Here is a 4,875-nt window from a genome sequence, read left to right as displayed (position 1 = left end):
CAGTGCGGGGCTCCTGCGATTTCTAGCTGACATTCTACGGTCGTTTTATAGTCATTTTAGACAGGAATGAAACATTTGTGTATTGGTTTCTAACTCCCCTCTCCCAAAGGAAGAGGGGCTGGGAGTGGTCGCAGAAGCTGCACGGAATGCTTGAGGAGTGTCTCAATCTAGTTTGGAATGACTATAGTCCTCAGATTGGGGTCTTTCGCGCAATTCTGGCGAGACTGGGATCTTGGCCAGGCTGGATAAGGCCCACCGATGCCTTTTGCACCTGCTGGACTTCTTGCAAAAGCTGCAAGTAAAAAGTCCGTCGTTCCCAATCCAGATCTCGGAGCCCACAGCCCGGCTCTCGATGGTGCAGGCAATCGCGAAACTGACAGGCGCCCAAGCGATCCCTTACTTCGGGGAAGCACCGTATCAACTGCAAAGGATGCACCGGCGGGATCCCTTCGCCAGCATTGAATCCCGGCGAATCGGCGATCCAACCGCCTTCCGGCAAAGGAAACAGCTCCACATGGCGGGTGGTGTGCCGACCATGGCCCAAACGTCTGGAGACGGCCTGAGTAGCCAGCCGAACGTCCGGCAGCAGCCGATTGAGCAAGCTGGATTTGCCCACCCCGGAAGGGCCCATCACCACCGAGATCTGATCTCGACAGCACTGTTGCAACTGGGGGATCCCAGCTTGGGTGTGGGCACTGACCAACAGAGGCTCATATCCCCACCTCTGCAGACGCTCCACCCAAGTTGTCGCCACTTCTGGATCCACGCAGTCGCATTTGTTCAACACCACCTGAACCCGCAGTTGGCTGGCCTCAGCTTGCACCAGCAGACGACTGAGGGCGTTGGGCTCAGGGTCGGGCTCGGCCAGGGCCACCACCACCAGAACTTGGGTCGCGTTGGCAATAGCGGGTCGAGGCAGCTGAGTGCGCCGCGGCAGGATCGCCTCGATCACCCCCCGCTCCGGCCAGAGGTCGGCGGCAGCAGGCGGCAAGCGCACCTCCACCCAGTCCCCCACCATCACCTGCTGGCCCATTTTTTTCAGCTTGGCCCGACTGGTACAGAGAATCTCTGCCGGCGTGGGCTTTTCAACCGGAAACCGAGCCGGGATCTCGGGAAAGAGGGCAGCCAAACTTGGATCGATACGCACGCGATAAAAGTTGGCCTGCGCTGCTCGCACCCAGCCGGTACAACTGGATCCCGGATCCCCCTTTCCTTCTGGTTTCACCGGGCTCATGGCGACGCAGGCGTGCCGCGACGCACCCAGAGAATGTAATGGCCTTCGGGGGAAGCTGCCTGTCCCTCAATCCGATGCCCGGCCATGGCTAGACTGTTGGGCACCTGCTCCAGAGGTTCTCCCGCATCCAGCCACAGCTCCAGCAGTTCTCCAGGAGCCATGCGCTCCAGGCGCAGCTTCGCCCGCACGTAGTTAAGTGGGCAAGGGATCCCACGCTGGTCAAGGACAAGCTTGACCTCTTCTGACGAAACAGCCTCTGCAGTCATTCTTCCTCACGCTCCCGGTTGCCGGGCATCTGGGCCAGTCCTCGCAACAACCCACCCAAGAAACCGTCCCGCTTGTTGATGCGTTCTCCGTGCAACTCAGCCAAGCGCATGAGCAATTCCCGCTCTTCCGAGCTGATGCGGGTGGGGATCTCCACCACCAGCGTGATTTGGTGGTCGCCCCGAGACATCGGGTTGCCAATGCGAGGTACCCCCTTACCTTCCAGGGTCAGCACTGTACCCGGCTGGGATCCGGCTGGGATGGTCAGCTCCACCTCCTCCTCCAGGCCGGCTTTCGAGTCCACGGTGGGCACAGAGACCTTGGCCCCCAAGATGGCCTGCAAATAGCTCACCCGCACCTCCGAGAGAATGGTCAGGCCATCTCGCTGGAAGTCGGGATCCGGTTCCACAAACAGGTAGACGTAGAGATCCCCGGGCGGGCCACCGCGTCGACCGGCATCGCCTTCCCCGGAAACCCGCAAACGGGTGCCACTATCCACGCCGGCTGGGATGTTGATGCGCAGTTTCTTCGTGGTTTGGGCCAAGCCCTCGCCATTGCAGTTGTAGCAGGGCTCTTCCAACACCTGACCGCTGCCACCACAGGTGGGACAAACCGAGACCTGGGTAAAGTTGCCAAACGGCGTGCGGGTTGCCCGCCGCACCTGACCACCGCCCCCGCAGGTGGGGCAAGTTTTCACCTCCGTACCGGGCTTAGCCCCGCTGCCCCCACAGACATTGCAGACCTCCAGGTGGCTGATGCGAATCTGCTTTTCGCCGCCGAAGATGGCTTCCAGAAACTCCAGTTTTAGGTCAAAGCGCAGATCATCGCCCCGTACCGGCCCCTGGCGACTGCGGGCATAGCTGGCTCCTGCCCCTGCAAAGTTGGTGAAAAAGCTCTCGAAAATGTCGGCAAAGCCACCCATCCCCGCAAAATCCTGGAATCCACTTGCTGCCGCAGCAGCTCCACTCAAACCCGCTTCTCCAAAGCGATCGTAGCGGGCTTTCAGCTCATTATCAGAGAGCACCTCATAGGCACGGTTGATCTCTTTGAAGCGCTCCTCGGCGCCTGGCTCCTTGTTGACATCCGGGTGGTACTTACGAGCCAACCGTCGATAGGCGCGCTTGATCTCCTCTTTGGAGCTATCGCGGCTAACCCCCAAGATTTCATAGTAGTCGCGAGCCATAGAAGCGCTTCAGAAGAGGTTAAAGATCAAAACATCAGACACACTTGAGATGCAACTTGTCAGGCAGCACAACCGAAGCAGACCTACAAGGCACCGGAGCTGGGGGAGAGCAAGCAGTTGCCTAGAATCCTCAGCGAGCTCCATAGATCTCGCTACCCATCTCCAGCAGGACAGCCCGCAGTTCTTCCATTGCGTTCCGTAAAGTTGCTAAGTCTACGTTATCATTTGCCAGCAATGCCCTCAATGTGCCCGCCACTTGAGCCCCCCGCTGGATTCGAGCTTCGCTGAGACGATTGCCATGCTCCTGCAGGGTTTTGTCGTAGTTGTAGAGCAGGCTGTCCGACTGGTTGCGGGCTTCCACCAACTGCCGCCGGCGCTGATCTTCTTCGGCATAGGCCTCCGCTTCCCGACGCATTCGCTCGATCTCGCTGCTGCTCAAGCCACCGTTGTTGGTGATCTTGACGCTCTGCTCGATTCCTGTCCCCTTTTCCCGAGCCGAGACTTTCAAGATCCCGTTGGCATCGATGTCAAAAGAAACCTCGATCTGGGGCACCCCACGGGGAGCCGGCGGGATCCCGGTCAGCTGAAAGCGGCCCAAGGTTTTGTTGTCTTTGGCCATGGCCCGCTCTCCCTGCAGGACGTGAATCTCCACCACACTCTGGCCATCGGTGGCAGTGGAGAAAATCTGGGTTTTACTGGTGGGAATGGTGGTGTTGCGCTCGATGATGCGGGTGAAGACTCCCCCCAGCGTTTCCACCCCAATCGAGAGAGGGATCACGTCCAGCAGCAGTAGATCTTTCACTTCTCCACCCACCACGCCTGCCTGGATGGCAGCGCCAAGGGCCACCGCCTCGTCGGGATTGACGGAGCGATCTGGGTTTTTTTTGAAGATTTGCCGAATTTTCTCCTGGACAGCGGGAATACGAGTAGAGCCGCCCACCAGCAGCACGCGGTCGATGTCTGCAGGGGAGAGGCCAGCATCCCGCAGCGCCTGTTCTGTAGGCTCCACGGTGGCCTCCACCAGATCCCGCACCAACTCCTCAAACTTGCCGCGGGTCAGCTCCACTTCCAGGTGCTTGGGCCCCGAATCGTCGGCGGTGATAAAAGGCAGGTTAATGAGTGTAACCTGGGTGCTGGACAGCTCAATTTTGGCCTTCTCAGCAGCCTCCCGCATCCGCTGCAGGGCCATGCGATCCCGCGAGAGGTCGATCCCTTCCGTCTCCAAAAACTGACGGATGAGCCAATCGACAATTCTTTGGTCGAAGTCATCCCCCCCTAGGTGGTTGTTGCCGGCGGTCGCCTGCACCTCGAACACCCCGCTGCCCAGTTGCAGCACCGAGACGTCGAAGGTGCCACCACCCAGGTCGAAAACCAGAATGCGCAGGTCTTGATCTTGTTTGTCTAGGCCATAGGCCAGGGCGGCTGCCGTCGGCTCGTTGATGATGCGCAACACCTCCAGCCCGGCAATAGTGCCCGCATCTTTGGTGGCTTGCCGCTGGGCATCGGTGAAGTAGGCGGGAACGGTGATCACGGCTTGGGTCACCGGCTCCCCCAGATAGGCCTCCGCATCGGCCTTCAGCTTTTGCAGGATCATGGCGGAGATCTCCTGCGGAGTGTAGGCGCGATCTTGCACCGCCACTTCCACCATGTTGTCTCGACCGGGGATGACTTTGTAGGGAACCCGCCTCCGCTCATCTTCGGTCTCGGCAAAGGTGCGGCCAATGAAGCGTTTGATGCTGAAGATGGTGTTTTCGGCATTGGTAACCGCCTGGCGCTTGGCCAGTTGGCCCACCAAGCGGGTGTTGTTCTTGGCGAAGCCGACAATGCTGGGGGTGGTGCGCCCTCCCTCGGCGTTGGTGATCACAACGGGCTGACCACCTTCCAAAACCGCCACGCAACTGTTGGTGGTTCCCAGGTCAATCCCGATGACTTTACCCATAGCCCCCTCTTCCCGTGCGCCAAGTCTCAACTCAAGAACGCAATTCCACGGATCTTAAAAGCATTCTGCCCAGAATCCCGCAGAAACCTTCAGACGTTGCTTTCGTCTCCGTAGCTTTACTGTAGCGTTTCTGAGACTGCTCTGGCTCTGTTTGTCAAGGTTCAAGTGAGCAAGTTTGGCTAGGAAGGTTGGGGGTTTTGGGGAGAGGCGGGCGTGTTTTCCGGACCAGCTTCGATGGTGGCTTGGGCTGGGGGG

The 4,875-nt window shown here is 59.3% G+C and carries 4 protein-coding genes; all 4 read right to left on the bottom strand.

Features of this window, described 5'->3' with window-relative positions:
• Positions 1–190: 190 nt before the first annotated feature.
• The 4 genes from rsgA to dnaK all read right to left on the bottom strand — a co-directional run bounded on the left by rsgA (position 191) and on the right by dnaK (position 4,620).
• Positions 191–1,234, bottom strand: a complete 1,044-nt coding sequence (rsgA, locus tag NW856_RS00020; protein WP_414398405.1) for a ribosome small subunit-dependent GTPase A — start codon at positions 1,232–1,234, stop codon at positions 191–193.
• A complete protein-coding gene (locus NW856_RS00015; protein ID WP_414398404.1) occupies positions 1,231–1,500 on the bottom strand; it encodes a sulfurtransferase TusA family protein in 270 nt (89 codons plus the stop codon). The genes rsgA and NW856_RS00015 overlap by 4 nt, the downstream gene beginning before the upstream one ends.
• On the bottom strand, positions 1,497–2,681 hold the full coding sequence (dnaJ, locus tag NW856_RS00010) for a molecular chaperone DnaJ (protein WP_414329167.1): 1,185 nt from the start codon (positions 2,679–2,681) through the stop codon (positions 1,497–1,499). The genes NW856_RS00015 and dnaJ overlap by 4 nt, the downstream gene beginning before the upstream one ends.
• A 130-nt stretch (positions 2,682–2,811) precedes the next feature.
• Complete coding sequence (gene dnaK / locus NW856_RS00005; RefSeq protein WP_414329166.1) at positions 2,812–4,620, bottom strand: molecular chaperone DnaK; 1,809 nt, start codon at positions 4,618–4,620, stop codon at positions 2,812–2,814.
• Positions 4,621–4,875 lie beyond the last annotated feature (255 nt).

Source organism: Synechococcus sp. R3-13 (assembly GCF_047462195.1).
GTDB lineage: Bacteria > Cyanobacteriota > Cyanobacteriia > Thermostichales > Thermostichaceae > Thermostichus.
Note: the sequence above shows the minus strand (reverse complement) of the source record. Positions and strands in the feature narration are given on the sequence as shown.